General features: G+C 68.5%; 13 protein-coding genes and 1 riboswitch. Of the genes, 10 read left to right on the top strand and 3 right to left on the bottom strand.

Features of this window, described 5'->3' with window-relative positions; all coding sequences use genetic code 11:
• Positions 1-6: 6 nt before the first annotated feature.
• The gene (locus ASC67_RS11690; RefSeq protein WP_156466745.1) at positions 7-537 is read right to left on the bottom strand and encodes a hypothetical protein; all 531 of its coding nucleotides are present in this window, start codon (positions 535-537) and stop codon (positions 7-9) included.
• 104 nt (positions 538-641) lie between these two features.
• Positions 642-744, top strand: a riboswitch (S-adenosyl-L-homocysteine riboswitch).
• A 63-nt stretch (positions 745-807) separates the two neighbouring features.
• Here ASC67_RS11690 and metH point away from each other — a divergent pair.
• Both metH and ASC67_RS11700 read left to right on the top strand, forming a co-directional pair.
• Positions 808-3,579, top strand: a complete 2,772-nt coding sequence (gene metH, locus ASC67_RS11695; protein ID WP_082535968.1) for a methionine synthase — start codon at positions 808-810, stop codon at positions 3,577-3,579.
• 98 nt (positions 3,580-3,677) lie between these two features.
• The gene (locus tag ASC67_RS11700; RefSeq protein ID WP_056320224.1) at positions 3,678-4,259 is read left to right on the top strand and encodes a glycine zipper 2TM domain-containing protein; all 582 of its coding nucleotides are present in this window, start codon (positions 3,678-3,680) and stop codon (positions 4,257-4,259) included.
• A 28-nt stretch (positions 4,260-4,287) separates the two neighbouring features.
• Here ASC67_RS11700 and ASC67_RS11705 read toward each other — a convergent pair whose 3' ends face one another.
• A complete protein-coding gene (locus tag ASC67_RS11705) occupies positions 4,288-5,805 on the bottom strand; it encodes a YifB family Mg chelatase-like AAA ATPase (RefSeq protein WP_056320228.1) in 1,518 nt (505 codons plus the stop codon).
• A gap of 245 nt (positions 5,806-6,050) precedes the next feature.
• On the opposite strand from ASC67_RS11705, the gene ASC67_RS11710 reads away from it, so the two are divergent.
• The 4 genes from ASC67_RS11710 (at position 6,051) to ASC67_RS11725 (ending at position 11,408) form a co-directional block, all read left to right on the top strand.
• Positions 6,051-6,389, top strand: a complete 339-nt coding sequence (locus ASC67_RS11710) for a P-II family nitrogen regulator (RefSeq protein WP_011827772.1) — start codon at positions 6,051-6,053, stop codon at positions 6,387-6,389.
• Between the two features lie 26 nt (positions 6,390-6,415).
• Positions 6,416-7,939 carry an ammonium transporter gene (locus ASC67_RS11715; protein ID WP_056320231.1) on the top strand — a complete coding sequence of 508 codons (1,524 nt, stop codon included), beginning with the start codon at positions 6,416-6,418 and terminating at the stop codon, positions 7,937-7,939.
• A 157-nt stretch (positions 7,940-8,096) separates the two neighbouring features.
• A complete protein-coding gene (gshA, locus tag ASC67_RS11720; protein ID WP_056320235.1) occupies positions 8,097-9,392 on the top strand; it encodes a glutamate--cysteine ligase in 1,296 nt (431 codons plus the stop codon).
• A gap of 129 nt (positions 9,393-9,521) precedes the next feature.
• Positions 9,522-11,408, top strand: coding sequence for a potassium transporter Kup (locus ASC67_RS11725; RefSeq protein WP_200946890.1), 1,887 nt, complete (start codon positions 9,522-9,524; stop codon positions 11,406-11,408).
• Positions 11,409-11,441: 33 nt separating this feature from the next.
• On the opposite strand, the gene ASC67_RS11730 is transcribed toward ASC67_RS11725, so the two are convergent.
• Positions 11,442-12,065: a TetR/AcrR family transcriptional regulator gene (locus ASC67_RS11730; RefSeq protein WP_056320245.1), complete on the bottom strand. Its 624-nt coding sequence runs from the start codon at positions 12,063-12,065 to the stop codon at positions 11,442-11,444.
• Positions 12,066-12,235: 170 nt separating this feature from the next.
• On the opposite strand from ASC67_RS11730, the gene ASC67_RS11735 reads away from it, so the two are divergent.
• The 4 genes from ASC67_RS11735 (at position 12,236) to ASC67_RS11750 (ending at position 17,399) form a co-directional block, all read left to right on the top strand.
• Positions 12,236-13,366: a DUF5938 domain-containing protein gene (locus ASC67_RS11735; RefSeq protein WP_056320248.1), complete on the top strand. Its 1,131-nt coding sequence runs from the start codon at positions 12,236-12,238 to the stop codon at positions 13,364-13,366.
• An 8-nt stretch (positions 13,367-13,374) separates the two neighbouring features.
• Entirely contained in the window at positions 13,375-14,919 is a 1,545-nt protein-coding gene (locus tag ASC67_RS11740) for a long-chain fatty acid--CoA ligase (protein WP_056320250.1), read from the top strand.
• A gap of 44 nt (positions 14,920-14,963) precedes the next feature.
• Positions 14,964-16,151 carry a lipid-transfer protein gene (locus tag ASC67_RS11745; RefSeq protein WP_056320254.1) on the top strand — a complete coding sequence of 396 codons (1,188 nt, stop codon included), beginning with the start codon at positions 14,964-14,966 and terminating at the stop codon, positions 16,149-16,151.
• Between the two features lie 72 nt (positions 16,152-16,223).
• On the top strand, positions 16,224-17,399 hold the full coding sequence (locus ASC67_RS11750; RefSeq protein ID WP_056320257.1) for a benzoate/H(+) symporter BenE family transporter: 1,176 nt from the start codon (positions 16,224-16,226) through the stop codon (positions 17,397-17,399).
• Positions 17,400-17,402: the final 3 nt, after the last annotated feature.

Consider the following 17,402-nt stretch of genomic DNA (forward strand, 5'->3'; position numbering starts at 1 on the left):
GCCGCGTCACTTGCTGGCCGGCCGGTCGCTGACCAGCAGTTCCAGTCCGGCGCCTTCTGCCCGGCCCAGGCCGACGATGCGCGAGATCGGCACGCCGCGGCCCACGAGGTAGTCGCGCACGCTGGCGGCGCGGTCCTGGACGATCCTGCCCGAGGCTTTGTCGTCGGCTGGGGCGCCGACCAGCAGCTCGGTGGTCGCCGCATGCGGCTTGAAGCCGGTGGCGAACTGGTCGAGCACCGCGGCCAGCGCCGGCTTGACGGCGGTGCGCTGGGGATCGAACGCATGCTTGGTCGGCACCTCGACGCGCAGGCGGTGGTCACCGGTGCTGTCGACGACGACCGGCGTGCCCTTGAGCGCCTCCCTGAGGCGCACGCGCTGGGCCTCCAGCGCCGGCGACAGGCCGGAGCCGAACAGGCCACCGAAGCTCGGGCCCGTGCCGGTGGACGGTCCGGGTGCGCCCGAACGGCTGGCACAGCCAGTCAGAACCAGAGCCAGGCAAAGCAGCCCGGCTGCAGACGTAGGGGAGAAACGTGTCATGTCGAGGATTGCAACCGGGCCCCGCGCGCGGCACAAGGGGGCGGCCGGACCGAGCAGGGGTATTGGGTGAGCCTTTGTAAACGCCGGCGCGCGTAAAATCGGTGCTGCTCGAGGAGCGTTGCGACGGTTGCCCATGGTTCGTGGGGCGATCGCCAGGCTCGGGCCGGCGGCACTGCGAAGGCCGTCCTGCAACGGCGCTCACCCCTCCGCCGACCGGCGGGCTGCGGGTGGGCCGCAGCACCGGCACGGCGCGTCTTACGGTGAACCGCCATGTCGACAGCTGCTGCCCCTGATTTCTCGAATGTGCCGCCGATGCGCCTGTCCGGCCTCGAGCCGGTGGCCATCGGCGAGCGCTCGCTGTTCGTCAACATCGGCGAGCGCACCAACGTCACCGGCTCCAAGGCCTTCGCGCGGATGATCCTGGCCGGTCAGTTCGAGGAGGCGTTGGCCGTGGCGCGCCAGCAGGTCGAGAACGGCGCGCAGGTGATCGACATCAACATGGACGAGGCCATGCTCGACAGCAAGGCCGCGATGGAGCGCTTCCTGAAGCTCATCGCCTCGGAGCCCGAGATCGCGCGCGTGCCGATCATGATCGACAGCTCCAAGTGGGAGGTGATCGAGGCCGGGCTGAAGTGCATCCAGGGCAAGGGCATCGTCAACTCGATCTCCATGAAGGAAGGCGAGGACGTCTTCCGCCACCAGGCGAACCTGGTGCGCCGCTACGGCGCGGCTGCGGTGGTGATGGCCTTCGACGAGAAGGGTCAGGCCGACACCTTCGCGCGCAAGACCGAGATCTGCGAGCGGGCCTACCGCATCCTGGTCGACGAGGTGGGCTTCGCGCCCGAGGACATCATCTTCGACCCCAACATCTTCGCCATCGCGACCGGCATCGAGGAGCACGACAACTACGCGGTCGACTTCATCGAGGCCACGCGCTGGATCAAGCAGCACCTGCCTGGCGCCAAGGTGTCGGGCGGCGTGTCCAACGTGAGCTTCAGCTTCCGCGGCAACGAGCCGGTGCGCGAGGCCATCCACACGGTCTTCCTGTACCACGCGATCCAGGCCGGCATGGACATGGGCATCGTCAACGCCGGCATGGTGGGCGTGTACGACGACCTGGACGCAGAGCTGCGCGAGCGCGTCGAGGACGTGGTGCTGAACCGCAAGCCGGCCTACAAGCCTGGCGAGGCGCCGCTGTCGCCGGGCGAGCGGCTGATCGAGATCGCCGAGCGCGCCAAGGGCGCCGCCAAGGACGACAGCGCCCGCCTCGCTTGGCGCGCCGGCACGGTGGACGAGCGGCTGTCGCATGCGCTGATCCACGGCATCACGGACTTCATCGTCGTCGACACCGAGGAGGCCTGGCAGGCCATCCGGGCCGGCGGCGGACGGCCGCTGCACGTGATCGAAGGGCCGCTGATGGCGGGCATGAACGTGGTCGGCGACCTGTTCGGCCAGGGCAAGATGTTCCTGCCGCAGGTGGTGAAGAGTGCGCGCGTGATGAAGCAGGCGGTCGCCCACCTGCTGCCCTACATCGAGGAAGAGAAGAAGGCGCTGGTCGACGCCGGCGGCGAGGCCAAGGCCAAGGGCAAGGTGGTGATCGCGACGGTGAAGGGTGATGTGCACGACATCGGCAAGAACATCGTCACCGTCGTGCTCCAGTGCAACAACTTCGAGGTCGTCAACATGGGCGTGATGGTCGCGTGCCAGGACATCCTCGCGAAGGCCAAGGTCGAGGGCGCCGACATCATCGGCCTGTCGGGCCTGATCACACCCAGCCTCGAGGAAATGCAGCACGTGGCCGCCGAGATGCAGCGCGACGACTACTTCCGCGTGAAGAAGATTCCGCTGCTGATCGGCGGCGCCACCTGCAGCCGGGTGCATACCGCGGTCAAGATCGCGCCGAAGTACGAAGGCCCGGTGGTCTACGTGCCGGACGCCTCGCGCAGCGTGGGCGTGTGCAGCGAGCTGCTGAGCGACGATCGGGCCGCGAAGTACATCGAGGACCTGAAGGTCGATTACGACAAGGTGCGCCTGCAGCACGCGAACAAGAAGGCCACGCCGATGGTTTCTCTGGCGGCCGCACGGGCCAACAAGACGCCGATCGACTGGCGCGGCTACGCGCCGCCGCAACCGAAGTTCGTCGGCCGACGCGTGTTCAGGAACTACGACCTCGCCGAGCTCGCGCAGCAGATCGACTGGGGCCCGTTCTTCCAGACCTGGGACCTGGCGGGCGCCTTCCCGCAGATCCTGCGCGACGAGGTGGTCGGCGCCGAGGCGCAGCGCGTGATGAGCGATGGCAAGCGCATGCTGCAGCGGCTGATCGAGGGCCGCTGGCTGCAGGCGCACGGCGTGATCGGTCTCTATCCGGCCAACACGGTGAACGACGACGACATCGAGATCTACACCGACGAGACACGCCGTGAGGTGCTGATGACCTGGCACGGCCTGCGCATGCAGACCGAGCGGCCGGTGGTCGATGGCGTGAAGCGGCCGAACCGCTGCCTGGCCGATTTCGTGGCGCCCAAGGACTCCGGCTTGGCCGACCACGTCGGACTGTTCGCGGTGACCGCCGGCCATGGCGTCGACAAGAAGGAGGCCGCGTTCCTGGCCGACCACGACGACTACTCGGCCATCATGCTCAAGGCCTTGGCCGACCGGCTGGCCGAGGCCTTTGCCGAGCGCATGCACCAGCGCGTGCGCACCGACTTCTGGGGCTACGCGGCCGACGAGGCGCTCGACACCGTGCAGCTGATCGCCGAGCAGTACCGCGGCATCCGCCCCGCACCCGGCTATCCGGCCTGTCCCGACCACACTGTCAAGCGCGACATGTTCCGCGCGCTGCAGTGCGAGGAGATCGGCATGACGCTGACCGAGAGCCTGGCGATGACGCCTGCGGCCAGCGTCAGCGGCTTCTACCTTGCGCACCCCGCAGCCGCGTATTTCAATGTCGGCAAGATCGGCGAGGACCAGTTGCGCGACTGGGCGGGTCGGACGCAGCAGGAACTGGTGCAGGCGGAGCGCGCGCTCGCCCCGCTGATGTAGGTCGACGTTTAACGGCGACTTACATCTGAAGCATTCGACGCTGCAACCCGGCGCCACGCCTCGTGTCCAATCGATCGCCCGAAGGAGGACGATCGATCATGGACGCAGCATCCCAAGCATCTGACAACACCGCCGGCGGCCTGCCGCGCTGGATGTGGCTGGCCGGCGGCGCGGTCGCGCTGACCATTGCCGGAGTCGCCAGTGCGCTGGCTCTGCAGCAGCGCGCGCAGCCGGCGCCTGCGGCGGCGGCGGTCGCGCCTCCCGCCGAGGAGATCGTGTCGCCGGCGCCCAAGCCCGCGCGCGGCGTGGCCACGGGCCCGGCGGCTGCCAATGCGTCACCGGCAGCGCCGGCCTGTGCGCAGTGCGGTGTGGTCGAGTCGGTGCAGGCGGTGAAGGTCAAGGGCGAGGCCAGCGGCGTCGGCGCGGTCGCGGGCGGCGTGCTCGGCGGCGTGGTCGGCAACCAGTTTGGCGGCGGCAACGGCCGCACCGCGATGACCGTGCTCGGTGCGGTGGGCGGCGGCGTGGCCGGTCACGAGATCGAGAAGAACGTGAAGGCGAAGACGGTCTACAGCGTGCGCGTGCGCATGGAAGACGGCAGCCTGCGCACGCTGCAGCAGTCGCAGGCGCCGGCCGTCGGCGCCCGGGTCAAGGTCGACGGGTCGACGCTGCGCGCCGCCTGAGTGCGCGTCGGCCGGCGGCGCCGGCCGTTCAGCCTGCAGACAGCACGCGGCGGTACTGGATCGCTTCGGCCATGTGGCCGACTCCGACGCGCTCGGCGCCCGCCAGGTCGGCGATGGTGCGCGCCACCCGCAGCAAGCGGTGTTGGCCGCGGGCCGACCAACCGAGCCGCAACGACGTGGCCTGCATGAACTGCGCTGCACCGGGCTCGATCGCCACGTGCGCGTCGATGCCATTGCTGTCGAGGAGCGCGTTGCTGCAACCTTGGCGGCGGTGCTGCCGCTCGCGCGCCCGTGCGGCACGTTCGGCGACGACCCCGCTCGGCTCGCCGTCGGGGAGGGCCGCCAAGGCCTCGGGGGCGACCGCCGGCACCTCCACCTGCAGATCGATGCGGTCGAGCAGCGGGCCGCTGATTCGGCCCTGGTAACGAGCCACCACGTCGCTGGAGCAACGGCACGCTCTCAGGGTGGAGCCGGCGTGGCCGCAGGGACAGGGATTCATCGCCGCGATCAGCTGGAAGCGCGCGGGAAACTCGGCTTGGCGCGCGGCGCGCGAGATCGTGATGCGGCCCGTTTCCAGCGGCTCACGCAGTGCCTCCAGCGCGGCGCGAGGGAACTCCGGCCATTCGTCGAGGAACAGCACGCCGTGATGGGCCAGCGAGATCTCGCCCGGCCGCGGTGGTGACCCGCCGCCGACCAGCGCGGCTGACGAAGCACTGTGGTGCGGGGCGCGCAGCACGCGCTCGCGCCAGCGATCGGCTTCGAAGCGCCCCGCCAGGCTCAGCACGGCCGCGGACTCCAGCGCCTGTTCGTCGCTCAGCGGCGGCAGCAGGCTGGCGAAGCGCTGCGCCAGCATCGATTTGCCGGTCCCCGGCGGACCGACCAGCAGCACGCTGTGGTGACCCGCCGCCGCGACCTCGAGCGCTCGCTTGGCGGCGGATTGCCCCTTCACGTCGCGAAGCTCGCCCCACCGGGGTGCCGTCGGCGAGCGCGGCCAGGGCGCGGCCACCGGCAAGGCCTGCGCCGCATCGCCGGGCAGCAGGGCACTGACCACGTCGAGCAGGTGTCTGGCGGAGCGCACCTGCAGTCCTTCGATCAGTGCTGCCTCGCGCGCGCTCGGCTCCGGCAGCACCAGCGGGCGCGCTCGCCCCTCACGTCGCGCGGCCAGCGCCATCGCCAGCGCGCCCCGCACCGGTCGCAGGTCGCCGGCGAGCGACAACTCCCCGGCGAACTCCAGATCGGCCAGCCGCCCGGCGTCGATCTGGCCGCTGGCGGCCAAGATGCCCAGCGCGATCGGCAGGTCGAAGCGGCCCGACTCCTTGGGCAGATCGGCCGGCGCCAGATTGACCGTGATGCGCTGGTTGTGGGGAAACGCCAGACCGCTGTTCAGCAGCGCGGCACGGACCCGTTCGCGCGCCTCCTTGACTTCGGTATCGGCCAGGCCCACGAGCGTGAAGCTCGGCAGGCCGTTGGCCAGATGCACCTCGACGGTGACCTCGGGTGCATCGAGCCCGTCGAGGGCACGGCTGTGAACAACGGCGAGCGACATGTCCGATCGATCATGGCATTGCACCGCCGCCGCCACGAGCCCACCGAAGGGGGGCGACCCGTAGTTTGGCACCGCAGGAGTGCCAAAAGTTTCAGACATCCCTGTTTTGGGGCGTTGCCGATACAAGCGTCCCCGGTTCGGCTCGCGACTCCCTGTTATGGCGCAGTGGCACAGAACCTGCTGAGTCCTCTTCCGTGCTCTGAACCGAGACCTTGTAACCGTCCCGTCCATCCAAGGAGAACGCCATGAAGATGGTGACTGCCATTGTCAAGCCCTTCAAGCTTGACGAAGTTCGTGAAGCCTTGAGCGCCATCGGCGTTCAGGGCATCACGGTGACCGAAGTCAAAGGCTTCGGCCGCCAAAAGGGCCACACCGAGCTGTATCGCGGTGCGGAGTACGTCGTCGACTTCCTGCCCAAGGTCAAGATCGAGGCGGCCGTCGACGATGCCATCGTCGACCGTGTGATCGAAGCGATCGAAGCCTCGGCCCGCACCGGCAAGATCGGTGACGGCAAGGTCTTCGTCACCAACCTCGAGCAGGTGATCCGCATCCGCACCGGTGAAACCGGCAAGGACGCGCTCTGAGCGCTTTCAACAGGAACGAGACAAACATGAGAAAGCTCATTGCCTCCCTCGCCACATCGTTGGCGCTCGGCGTTGCGGTACTCGGCTTTGCCGACGTCGCGATGGCCCAGGAAGCCGCGTCGGCGCCCGCCGCTGCCGCGGTGGTCGAAGCGGCGTCTGCCGCTGCACCCGCTGCCGAAGCCTCGGCACCCGAAGCCGCGGCTGCCGCAGCGCCGGTGCCCAACAAGGGCGACGTCGCGTGGATGCTGGTGTCCACGCTGCTGGTCATCATGATGTCGATCCCCGGCCTGGCGCTGTTCTACGGCGGCCTGGTGCGCAGCAAGAACATGCTGTCGGTGCTGATGCAGGTCTTCGTGGTGTTCTCGCTGATCAGCGTGCTGTGGTTCATCTACGGCTACAGCCTGGCGTTCACCGAAGGAAATGCCTTCATCGGCGGCTTCGACCGGCTGTTCCTGAAGGGCGTGTTCGATCCCGCCACCGGCGCGTTCGCGATGGGTGCCACCTTCAGCAAGGGCGTGGTCATTCCCGAGATCGTGTTCGTCGCCTTCCAGGCCACGTTCGCGGCCATCACCTGCGGGCTGATCGTCGGCGCGTTCGCCGAGCGCATCAAGTTCAGCGCGGTGCTGCTGTTCGTCACGCTGTGGTTCACCTTCAGCTACGCACCGATCGCGCACATGGTGTGGTACTGGATGGGTCCGGACGCCTACACCGGCAAGGAAGTGGTCGACGCGATGAACGGCAAGGCCGGCCAGATCTGGCAGTGGGGCGCGCTGGACTTCGCAGGCGGCACCGTGGTGCACATCAACGCCGCAGTGGCGGGCCTGGTGGGTGCCTACATGGTCGGCAAGCGCATCGGCTACGGCAAGGAGGCTTTCACGCCGCACTCGCTGACGCTGACGATGGTCGGTGCCTCGCTGCTGTGGGTGGGTTGGTTCGGCTTCAACGCGGGCTCCGCGCTGGAAGCCGGCAACAGCGCCGCGCTGGCCTTCCTGAACACCTTCTCGGCCACGGCCTGCGCCGTGCTGGCCTGGTGTATTGGTGAGTCGCTGTTCAAGGGCAAGGCCTCGATGCTGGGTGCGGCTTCGGGTGCGGTGGCCGGTCTGGTGGCCATCACGCCGGCGGCCGGCAACGTCGGCATCGTCGGCGCCATGGTGATCGGCCTGATCGCCGGCTTCGCCTGCCTGTGGGGTGTCAGCGGCCTGAAGAAGCTGCTGGGCGCGGACGACTCGCTCGACGTGTTCGGCGTCCACGGCGTTGGCGGCATCGTCGGTGCGCTGCTGACCGGCGTGTTCAACTCGCCGGCCCTCGGTGGCCCGGGCTATGTGACCGACTGGGTCACGGTCAGTGTGATCTCCGCGGCCGACTACTCGATCGCCTCGCAGGTGTGGATCCAGGCCAAGGCCGTGCTGCTGACCATCGTCTGGTCGGGTGTGGTCTCGGTGGTGGCCTACAAGATCACCGACCTGGTGATCGGTCTGCGCGTCAGCGAAGATGCCGAGCGCGAAGGCCTCGACATCACCTCGCACGGCGAAACCGCGTACCACAAGTGATCTTTCCGTGAGCGGTTCCTGCACGGGCCCAGGCCCGTGGGGACCGCCCACTGCCCAGGCCGCCTTCGGGCGGCCTTTTTTCATTCCGGGCTTGCAAGCCGCACGCGAACCGCCACCTGCCTAGAATTCCGGTTCCCGTTACGCCAAAGGCTGCTCCATGGTCCCCCATCTCATCACCGCCCTGAACGGACCGATCAACGAACTGGAGCAGCGCATCCTCGAATCCATGCCGGCGATCGAGCGCTGGTTCCGGCTCGAGTGGATGGAGCACACGCCACCGTTCTACAGCTCGGTCGACGTGCGCAATGCCGGCTTCAAGCTGGCGCCGGTCGACACCAACCTCTACCCCGGCGGCTTCAACAACCTCACGCCCGAGATGCTGCCGCTGGCGGTTCAGGCGGCCATGGCGGCGATCGAGAAGATCTGTCCCGAGGCGAAGAACCTGCTGCTGATCCCGGAAAAGCACACCCGCAACACCTTCTACCTGATGAACGTGCAGCGGCTGGTGCAGATCTTCGGCGCGGCCGGGCTGAACGTACGGTTGGGGACGCTGGACGACAGCATCAAGGAGCCGACGCGCCTGGCGCTGCCCGACGGATCCGAGCTGACGCTCGAGCCGCTGCTGCGCAGCAAGCGCCGCCTGGGGTTGAAGGACTTCGACCCCTGCACCATCCTGCTCAACAACGACCTGTCCGCGGGCATCCCGAAGGTGCTCGAAGGCCTGCACGAGCAGTACCTGCTGCCGCCGCTGCACGCTGGCTGGGCGGTGCGGCGCAAGAGCCAGCACTTCCAGGCCTACGAGGAGGTCGCGAAGAAGTTCGCCAAGCTGCTGGGCATGGATCCGTGGCTGATCAACCCGATGTTCGCCAAGTGCGGCAAGGTCAACTTCCAGGACGGCACCGGCCAGGAGTGCGTGCAGAGCCACGCCGACGCGCTGCTGGGGAAGATCCGTCGCAAGTACAAGGAGTACGGCATCCAGGAGAAGCCCTTCGTCATCGTGAAGGCCGACGCCGGCACCTACGGCATGGGCATCATGACGGTGCGCGATGCGAAGGACCTGGACGAGCTGAACCGCAAGGCGCGCAACAAGATGAGCGTCATCAAGGACGGCCAGGAGGTCTCCGAGGTGATCATCCAGGAAGGCGTGCCGACCTACGAGCGCATGAACGACGCCGTGGCCGAGCCGGTGGTCTACATGATCGACCGCTACGTGGTCGGCGGCTTCTACCGCGTGCACGCCGAGCGCGGCATCGACGAGAACCTCAACTCGCCCGGTGCGAGCTTCGTGCCGCTGGCTTTCGCCGAGAGCCACCACCTGCCTCGGCCTGGCGAGAAGCCCGGCGCCAGTGCACCGAACCGGTTCTACATGTACGGCGTGATCGGGCGGCTGGCGATGCTCGGGGCCAGCTACGAACTCGAGGCGACCGACCCGGACGCCGAGGTCTACGAGTAAGGGCCGGTCGGCCGCCTTCGCGCGGCCCTGCGGGACGCAAACGCGTTGCTGCGTCGCAACAAAGCCGTCGCACCAAGCGCCGGGTGGCAGCGCAGAATGGTGGCCCCGCCGACCCCCCTTGCCCGTTTCGTGCAATCCCGACCTTCCGACCCGCCGACCGGCTCCAAGCTGGCGGCCCTGACCCTCGGCGCTGTCGGCGTCGTCTACGGCGATATCGGGACCAGCCCGCTGTATGCGCTGAAGGAGGTTTTCGCGCACGGGCGCATCGACATCACGCCGGACAACATCTACGGCATCCTGTCGCTGGTGGTGTGGACGCTGACGGTCATCGTCTCGCTCAAGTACGTGCTGCTGATCCTGCGCGCCGACAACAACGGCGAGGGCGGCCTGATCGCGATGCTGGCGCTGGCCTCGACCGCTGTGAAGCATCGGCCTGCGCTGCGGCGGCGCTTGCTGATCCTCGGCGTGTTCGGCACCGCGATCTTTTTCGGCGACGGCGTGATCACGCCGGCGATCTCGGTGCTGTCGGCGGTCGAGGGCCTGGAAGTGGCCGCGCCCGGCCTGCACCGCTACGTCGTGCCGCTGACGCTGGTGGTGCTGACGCTGCTGTTCGCCGCACAGCGCTTCGGCACCGGCGGCATCGGCAAGTTCTTCGGCCCGGTGACGGCCGTGTGGTTCATCGTGCTGGCGCTGCTCGGCGTGGTGCACATCGTCGAGAACCCGGCGGTGCTGGCCGCGCTGAGCCCGCACTACGCCCTCACCTTCATGTGGCAGCACCCCGGCACGGCCTTCGTGTCGCTCGGCGCCGTGGTGCTGTGCGTGACCGGGGCCGAGGCGCTGTATGCGGACATGGGCCACTTCGGCAAGCGGCCGATCCGCCTTGCGTGGTTCAGCCTGGTGATGCCGGCGCTGATGATCAACTACTTCGGCCAGGGCGCGATGCTGCTGCAGCGGCCGGAGACGGTGAAGAACCCGTTCTACGAAATGGCGCCGGAGTGGGCGCTGTATCCGCTGATCGTGCTGGCCACGCTGGCGACGGTGATCGCTTCGCAGGCGCTGATCACCGCCGCCTTCTCGGTCACCAAGCAGGCCATCCAGCTCGGCTACTTCCCGCGGCTGCGCGTCACCCACACCTCGGTCAAGGAGACCGGCCAGATCTATGTGCCGTTTGTCAACTGGGGCCTGTACGTCAGCATCGTGCTCGCCGTCGTGACCTTCGGCTCCAGCAGCAAGCTCGCCTCGGCCTACGGCATCGCCGTCACGACCGACATGCTCATCACGACGACGATGACCTTCTTCGTGATCCGCTACAGCTGGAAGTACCCGTGGGCGCTGTGCGTGGCAGCCACCGGTTTCTTCTTCATCGTGGATGCACTGTTCTTCGCGGCCAACGCGATCAAGATCCTCGACGGTGGCTGGTTCCCGCTGGCGATCGGTGCGGCGATGTTCACGCTGATGATGACCTGGAAGCAGGGTCGCCGACTGATGAGCGAACGCCTGCGCGAGGAGGCGATCGACCTGAAGAGCTTCCTGGAGTCGGTGTTCATCAGCCCGCCGACGAGGGTCGCGGGAACGGCCGTGTTCCTGGCGGCCGAGCAAGGCAGCACGCCCAATGCGCTGCTGCACAACCTCAAGCACAACAAGGTGCTGCATGAGCAGAACCTGTTCGTCACCGTCAGGCACCACGAGGTGCCGTGGATCCCGTTCAGCAAGCGCTGCGAGATCGAGTCGTTGGGCCACTGCTGCTGGCAGGTGACGCTGAATTTCGGATTCAAGAACGAGCCCGACGTGCCCGAGGCCCTGGCCTTGCTGAGGGGCCGCGGCGTGCAGCTCGACGACATGGAGACCAGCTACTTCCTGTCGCGCGACATCGTGATCCCCACCATCGGCAAAGGCATGGCCATCTGGCGCGAGAAGCTGTTCTGCAGCATGCACCGCAACGCGGCCGCGGCGGCGGACTTCCTGAATCTGCCGACCAACCGCGTCGTGGAGCTGGGCTCGAAGGTCGAGATCTGAGCGACCCGAGCTCGCGCTGCGCGCCGGGCTGAACTACTGCAGGCGCGTCGGCGCGCCGACCAACTGCGCCACCACCAGCCGCACGTTCTTCTGCAGCGACGAGATCGCCTGCCGGTCGCCGGACAGGTGCTTCAGCAGACACTGCTGGAACAGCCCGTCGAAGGTCGCGTAGATCACGCTGGCGGGCAGCCGCAGCGGCTCGCCAGCGAGTTCGGCGAAGCGCGACATCACGCGCCACATCATCTTCTCCAGGCTCTTGTCGATCTCCGCCACGTCGGTGCGGAAGCCCTCGTCGAACAGCGACTGCGCACGCAGGTCGTACCAGAGACGGTGCAGCGGTGCCTCCCGGCGCACCGTCTCGCCCAGCACGGCGAGGAAGCCCGACATCAGCTCGTCGAAGCTGGTCGCCTCCGCGGTGACCTTGTCGTAGCGCACGACGCAGCGCGCCTTGTACTGGCGCATGCTGCACAGGATCAGGTCGAGCTTGTCCTTGAAATAGTAGTGCAGCACGCCGTGCGAGAACTCCGATTTCTGCGCGATCTCGCGCAGGCTGGTGCGTGCGTAGCCCAACTCGGCCAGGGCCTGCAACGCGGCCGCGCCGAGTTCGGCGCGACGCTCGGCGAACTTGTCGATGCGGGGAGAGGCGATGCGGGGCATGGGGTCGATGCGGATTGAGCGCGGGTGCCGCTCAAGATAGCACACCGCACATGCTGCTCGATAGCCGGAACAGAAGATCTTGACAACTGTCCAAAAAATACTTGACGCTTGTCAAGGCGACTTCTAGCATGCATCGAACGGTCGGCCTCCACGACCGACGAGGAGACAGCATGAGCAACAAGAAGCCCGTCGTCGTCTATGGCGCCTCCGGCTACACCGGTCGCCTGATCTGCGAATACCTGCGCGAGTACGGCATCCCGTTCATCGCCGCGGGCCGCAGCGCGGACAAGGTCCAGGCGGCGATGCAATCCAACGTGCCCGGCATCGAGACCGCAAGCTACGAGGTCGCCGAAGTGCCGCACACGGTCGCGGCGCTGACCGAACTGTTCCGTGGCGCCGCGGTCGTGCTGAATACCGTCGGGCCGTTCGCCAAGTTCGGCCCGGAAGTCGTCGAAGCCTGCCTGGCCGCCAAATGCCACTACACCGACACGACCGGCGAGCAGGACTGGCTGATCACGCTCGACGAACAGTACGGTGCCCAATTCGCCGCCGCCGGGCTGCTGTTGTCGCCGGGCCTGGCGCACATGTACACCACGGGCGAGATCGCCGCCCAGCTGTGCCTCGAGACGCCGGGGCTCGACACGCTCGACATCGCCGTGTTCTGGGGCGGCAGCCCGACGATCGCGTCGACGCAGACCATCCTGGTCAATGCCGCGACGTCCAAGGCCTACTACCTCGAACAGAACAAGTACGTCGAGTGGCAGCCCGACGCGGGCCTCTACAACGTGACGATCCCGGGCCAGCACGAGGCCGCGCTCGCGCTGCCCTGGGGCGGTACCTCGCACCCGGTGTGGTTCAAGCGCGACCCGCGAGTGGCCACCGTCAAGGTGCTGGGCGGCGTGTTCAACAAGCCGCTGATGCAGGGCGTGCCGCTGATCGTCGCCGCGGCGCTGAAGGCGACCGAGGGCATGAACCCCGACGACCGCTACGCCGCACTGGCCCAGACGGCCGCCGGCGTGATGAACACCATGCCGCCGCGCGAGAACCCGCGCCTCAACAAGTCGGTCGACTCGGTCCACGCGTCGGGCCCGCTGGCGCGCGCGCACTGCGTGATCTTCGGCAACTGCAACTACAAGCAGACCGGCCTGCTGCAGGCGTTCGCGGCGGCCTCGTTGCTGCAGCAGGCGCCCAGGCGAGTCGGCTTCGCCTCCGGCTGCCAGGCCTTCGGACATCACGAACTGCTCGGCGCCCTGCGCAGCTTCGGCCTGGTGCAGGCGCCGATCCTGACCGTGCACCGCTAGGCCGCGCGATGCGACTGGTCGACTACCTCGACAAGGGCGCCCAGCTCGGCGCCGACGCGCCCTGCCTGACCATGGGCGACGCCGACCTGAGCTACGGCGACGTGCAGCGCATCAGCCACCGCGTCGCCCGCGGCCTGCAGCGCTCGGGCATCGCGCCGGGCGACAAGGTCGCGGTGCTGTCGAGCAACCACGCGCTGGCCTTCGCCTGCGTGTTCGGCATCTCGCGCGCCGGCGCCGTGTGGTGCCCGGTCAACCCGCGCAACGAGGCGAGCGAGAACCGCTACGTGCTCGACGCCTTCGACTGCGCCTGCGTCATCTTCCACAGCAACTACGGGCCGATGGTCGAGCAGATGCGCGCCGGCTTGCCCAAGTTGCGGCTGCTGGTCTGCCTCGATCAGCCTGCGCCGTTCGCGGCCGGGTACGACGACTGGCTGGATGGTCTGGGCGATGAGCCGCTGCAGGTCGATCCGCCCGATGACCTGGCGATGATCGCCGGCACCGGCGGCACCACCGGCAGCCCGAAGGGCGTGATGCTGACCGGCCGCAATCTCGAGACCATGTCGGCGCTGACGCTGATGGGCTATCCATTCGACGGCCGGCCGTCCTACCTCGCGCTGGCGCCGCTGACCCATGCGGCCGGCGTGCTGTGCCTGCCGGTGATGGCGCTGGGCGGCCGCGTGGTCATCATGCCGAAGCCCGACCTGGGCGAGTTCCTCACGCTGATCGAGCGCCACCGCATCACCCACACCTTCCTGCCGCCGACGTTGATCTACATGCTGCTGCAGCACGAGCGCCTGGCAACGACGAGGCTCGATTCGCTGCAGTGCTTCTGGTACGGCGCGGCGCCGATCGCGGCGGCGCGGCTCGAGGAAGCGTTGACCAAGATCGGCCCGGTGATGGCGCAGCTGTTCGGCCAGACCGAGGCGCCGATGATGATCTCGATGATGTCGCCGCGCGAGCATTTCCATGCCGATGGCTCGGTGGCGCGCGAGCGGCTGTCGTCGGCCGGGCGGCCCGGCCCGCTGGTGCAGGTGGCCACGATGGATGGCGAGGGCCGCCTGCTGCCCACCGGCGAGACCGGCGAGATCGTGGTGCGCGGCTCGCTGGTGATGGCCGGCTACTACAAGGATCCGAAGGCCACGGCCGAGGCCGGCCGCTTCGGGTGGCACCACACCGGCGACATCGGCCGGCTCGATGCCGACGGTTTTCTCTACATCGTCGACCGCGCCAAGGACATGATCATCACCGGCGGCTTCAACGTCTATTCGGTCGAGGTCGAGCAGGCGCTGATGCAGCACCCCGACGTGCAGGACAGCGCGGTGATCGGCCTGCCCGACGACAAGTGGGGCGAGCGCGTGGTGGCGGTGTTGCAGTTGCACGCCGGCCGCAGCGTGAAGCCCGAGGACATCCAGGCCTTCGTCAAGGCACGTATCGGCAGCGTCAAGTCGCCCAAGCAGGTCGAGATCTGGTCCGACCTGCCGCGCTCCAAGGTCGGCAAGGTCTTGAAGAAGGACATCCGTGCCTCGTTGCTGAAGCCCGCAGAATCGAGCTGAACTGCCTTCAAGGCACCGCCACTCGCACCCATCGGAGAGCCGCCATGGCCAACAGAGTCTGCATTGCCGGCGTCGGCATGATCGCCTTCGCCAAGCCCGGTGCCAGCGAGCCCTATCACCTGATGGCCGCGCAGGCCGGCCGCCAGGCCCTGGCCGACGCCGGCATCGGCTACGACGCGCTGCAGCAGGCCTACGTGGGCTATGTCTACGGCGACTCCACGAGCGGCCAGAAGGCGGTCTACGAGCTCGGCATGACCGGCATCCCGGTGATCAACGTCAACAACAACTGCTCGACCGGCTCGACCGCGCTGTTCCTGGCGCGTCAGGCGGTGGAGAGCGGCGCCGCCGACTGCGTGCTGGCGCTCGGCTTCGAGCAGATGAAGCCCGGCGCGCTCGGCACGGTGTTCGACGACCGCCCCAGCCCCTTCGAGGACTTCGACCGCGAGGCCGAGACCTTGGTGGGCATGCCCGAACTGCCGCTCGCGCTGCGCTACTTCGGCGGCGCCGGCCTCGGCCACATGCAGAAGTACGGCACGCCGCTGGAGGCCTTTGCCAAGATCCGCGCGAAGGCGAGCCGCCACGCCGCACGCAATCCGCTGGCGCTGCTGCGCAAGGAGCTCAGTACCGAGGACGTGATGAACGCGCCGATGCTCTGGCCCGGCGTGATGACGCGCCTGATGGCCTGCCCGCCCACCTGCGGCGCGGCGGCGGCCGTGCTCGTCTCCGAGGCCTACGCCAGGAAGCACGGCCTGCGCACCGACGTGGCGATCCGGGCCCAGGCCATGACCACCGACCGCCCCGACACCTTCGACAGCGGCGACATGATGAAGGTGGTGGGTGCCGGCATGAGCCGCGCTGCCGCGCTGAGCGTCTACGAGCAGGCCGGCATCGGCCCCGACGACCTGGACGTGGTGGAACTGCACGACTGCTTCGCGCACAACGAGCTGATCACCTACGAGGCGCTGGGTCTGTGCCCCGAGGGCGGCGCGGCCGCCTTCATCGACGCGGGCGACAACACCTACGGCGGCCGCGTGGTCACCAACCCCTCGGGCGGCCTGCTCTCCAAGGGCCACCCGCTCGGCGCCACCGGCCTGGCGCAGTGCTACGAACTGACCCATCAGCTGCGCGGCACGGCCGAGCAGCGCCAGGTCGATGGCGCACGGATCGCGCTGCAGCACAACCTGGGGCTGGGTGGGGCGTGCGTCGTGACCTTGTACGAAGCGACCGCCTGAGTTCCGGGCGGGCACGGCGCCTCCGCTGACGCTGCGGCGCCCGTCGAGGCCGCGCGCCGGGATACTCCGGCCATGCCGCGTTCCTCCTTCTTCACCGACTTCTCGCTGTCCGCCGCCACCGCCGGTTTCGTGGCCATGCTGGTCGGCTTCACCAGCTCGGTCGCCATCGTGTTCCAGGCGGCGCAGTCCTTCGGCGCGACGCCTGCGGAAACCAGCTCGTGGATGTGGGCGCTGGGGCTCGGCATGGGCCTGACGACGCTGCTGCCGTCGCTGCGGTGGCGCCAGCCGGCGATCACGGCCTGGTCGACGCCGGGCGCGGCGCTGCTCGCGACGGCCGGCGCGGGCTACACGATGGCGGACGCGGTGGGGGCCTTCCTCGTCTGCGCCGCCCTCATCACGCTGGCCGGCATCACCGGCTGGTTCGAGCGGGTCATGAACCGCATCCCGGTCGCGCTGGCGTCGGCGCTGCTGGCCGGCGTGCTGGCGCGCTTCGGCATCGAGGCCTTCGCGGCGGCCCGCACCGCACTGCCGCTGGTGCTGCTGATGCTGGGCTGCTACCTCGTGGGCCGGCGATGCTGGCCGCGCTACGCGATCGTGGGCGTGCTGGCGGTGGCGACCGGCTTCGTCGCCTTGCAGGGCCAGCTGCACACCGAGGCTGTTTCGTGGTCGCTCGCGCAGCCGGTCTTCACCGCGCCGCGCTTCAGCCTCGCGGCGACCGTGAGCCTGGCGCTGCCGCTGTTCATCGTGACCATGGCCTCACAGAACCTGCCGGGCGTCGCGGCGATCCGTGCCGCAGGCTACGCGATGCCGGTATCGCGGCTGATCGCGATCACCGGCGCGGCAACGCTGCTGCTGGCGCCGTTCGGTGCCTTCGCGATGAACCTGGCGGCCATCACCGCGGCCATCTGCATGGGCCGCGAGGCACACGAGGACCCGGCGCGGCGCTACGTCGCCGCCGTCGTCTGCGGCCTGCTGTACTGCGTGATCGGCGTGTTCGGCGCGGCGGTCACCGGCGTGCTGACGGCCTTCCCGCGCGAGCTGGTGGTCGCGATCGCCGGCTTCGCGCTGCTCGGCACGATCGCCAACGCGCTGGCGGTGGCCTTCCGCGACGAGAGGCACCGCGAGGCGGCGCTGATCACCTTCCTGGTCACCCTGTCCGGCGTCACGATCGCCGGCATCGGCGCAGCCTTCTGGGGCGTGGTCGCCGGCACGATCGCGCTCGTTGTGCAACAGTGGCGCAAGACCTGATGA

This window comes from Methylibium sp. Root1272 (assembly GCF_001425905.1).
Taxonomy (GTDB): Bacteria; Pseudomonadota; Gammaproteobacteria; order Burkholderiales; family Burkholderiaceae_C; genus Methylibium.

Bases quoted from the DNA above. Each gene is read 5' to 3' on its own strand.
- ASC67_RS11750 (WP_056320257.1), top strand. From the start codon at position 16,224: ATGCCGCGTTCCTCCTTCTTCACCGACTTCTCGCTGTCCGCCGCCACC.
- ASC67_RS11700 (WP_056320224.1), top strand. From the start codon at position 3,678: ATGGACGCAGCATCCCAAGCATCTGACAACACCGCCGGCGGCCTGCCG.
- ASC67_RS11745 (WP_056320254.1), top strand. From the start codon at position 14,964: ATGGCCAACAGAGTCTGCATTGCCGGCGTCGGCATGATCGCCTTCGCC.
- ASC67_RS11705 (WP_056320228.1), bottom strand. From the start codon at position 5,805: ATGTCGCTCGCCGTTGTTCACAGCCGTGCCCTCGACGGGCTCGATGCA.
- ASC67_RS11690 (WP_156466745.1), bottom strand. From the start codon at position 537: ATGACACGTTTCTCCCCTACGTCTGCAGCCGGGCTGCTTTGCCTGGCT.
- gshA (WP_056320235.1), top strand. From the start codon at position 8,097: ATGGTCCCCCATCTCATCACCGCCCTGAACGGACCGATCAACGAACTG.
- ASC67_RS11735 (WP_056320248.1), top strand. From the start codon at position 12,236: ATGAGCAACAAGAAGCCCGTCGTCGTCTATGGCGCCTCCGGCTACACC.
- ASC67_RS11715 (WP_056320231.1), top strand. From the start codon at position 6,416: ATGAGAAAGCTCATTGCCTCCCTCGCCACATCGTTGGCGCTCGGCGTT.
- metH (WP_082535968.1), top strand. From the start codon at position 808: ATGTCGACAGCTGCTGCCCCTGATTTCTCGAATGTGCCGCCGATGCGC.
- ASC67_RS11740 (WP_056320250.1), top strand. From the start codon at position 13,375: ATGCGACTGGTCGACTACCTCGACAAGGGCGCCCAGCTCGGCGCCGAC.
- ASC67_RS11710 (WP_011827772.1), top strand. From the start codon at position 6,051: ATGAAGATGGTGACTGCCATTGTCAAGCCCTTCAAGCTTGACGAAGTT.
- ASC67_RS11730 (WP_056320245.1), bottom strand. From the start codon at position 12,065: ATGCCCCGCATCGCCTCTCCCCGCATCGACAAGTTCGCCGAGCGTCGC.